1 protein-coding gene is annotated in these 1,335 nt (G+C 43.5%); it reads left to right on the top strand.

Going from position 1 to position 1,335, the window contains the following annotated elements; all coding sequences use genetic code 11:
- The first annotated feature begins 76 nt into the window (after window positions 1–76).
- Window positions 77–1,114, top strand: coding sequence for an IS110 family transposase (locus Q0791_RS24815; protein ID WP_299011942.1), 1,038 nt, complete (start codon window positions 77–79; stop codon window positions 1,112–1,114).
- Window positions 1,115–1,335: the final 221 nt, after the last annotated feature.

Genomic DNA, 1,335 nt, shown 5'->3' with positions numbered 1-1,335 from the left:
CGAACGAGATGTATGGACTCCCTTCCCTCGAAGGAGTACGGTCTGAATTTGACCAATTAGCCAATGGAGCCCACACATGAAAAATTCTATTCTTCTTGCTATCGATTTGGCAAAAACTCATTTACAGGTTTGTAAATTACTCCCCGATGATACTGAACATTCTAATAAGCAGATAGGTAGGGCTGCGTTGACGAAGCTACTTTCTACTCATAAACCAGCCCTAGTTGCCATGGAGTCGTGTGGTGGTGCTCATCATTGGGCTAGGCTGGCAAAAAGCTTCGGTCATACCGTTAAATTGATCCATCCTAAAGCAGTAAAAGGCTTACTTGTCGGACAAAAAACAGACAAAAATGATGCTTTTGCTATTGCCGTCGCTGCACGGATGGCGCACCTTCGTTCATGTGCGATATTGACGCCTGAAAATCAGGCCTTGCAAGCTTTACAACGTGTTAGGAAGTTACAAGTTGAACATCGTACAGCCCTGATGAATCAAATTCGTGGCCTGCTGCTTGAATTTGGTCTGCCTATAGCACTAGGAAATAGTAAGCTTATTAAGCTTGTGCCAGAAATCCTTGAGGATGCTGAAAATGGATTACCGGATCTATTTCGTCAGGTACTGCTAGCGCAGCACACTATGCTTGAAGTGCACAATAAACAAATTGAATACTTTGATAAACAGATCAATCGGCAGGTGCGCCTCAACCCAACCTGTGTCAAACTCAGTAAACTCGAAGGAGTTGGCCCTATGGGGGCTTTAGCTTTGTCTGTCCGTCTTAGTGATGGGAGTGAGTTTGCAAAAGGAAGAGATGCTTCGGCCTGTATTGGCCTGACACCAAAACAGCACTCTTCAGGTGGAAAGACACGTCTTGGGCATATTTCAAAATACAATGGAGATAGGCAACTCAGAAGTCTGCTTTTCCAAGGAGCTATGTCTGTTGTTAAGAATGTATCTAAGAATACAGCAACGACAGAAAAAGGATTATGGTTACAAAATCTGATCTCTCGACGAGGCAAGAAAGTGGCAGCGGTTGCTTTAGCAAACAAAACAGTCCGAACGGCACTGGCACTCATTAAAAACGACACTGTATATAAACCAACCATGCTGTCAGCATAGAGTAAGTCAATCAACCAAAATGCGATTTAAAAGTAGTAAAATCAACCGGTAGAAGTCAGCCTGTCTCTGAAGCACTAAGATGCTGTGAACGAGATGTGACCTACTGGTGCGAAATCATCTTAGGGTCGGAGTCGCTCTCCACATAGAACCCGTATATAAGTTCGCATTTACTCATTTTACTGAACAAAAAGGTTGATTACTCACGGGAGTCCATATAAGAG

Origin of the sequence: uncultured Shewanella sp. (assembly GCF_947495455.1) — a bacterium.
In the GTDB taxonomy this organism is placed as follows: Bacteria; Pseudomonadota; Gammaproteobacteria; order Enterobacterales; family Shewanellaceae; genus Shewanella.
This window is presented reverse-complemented; position numbering and strand designations above follow the sequence as displayed.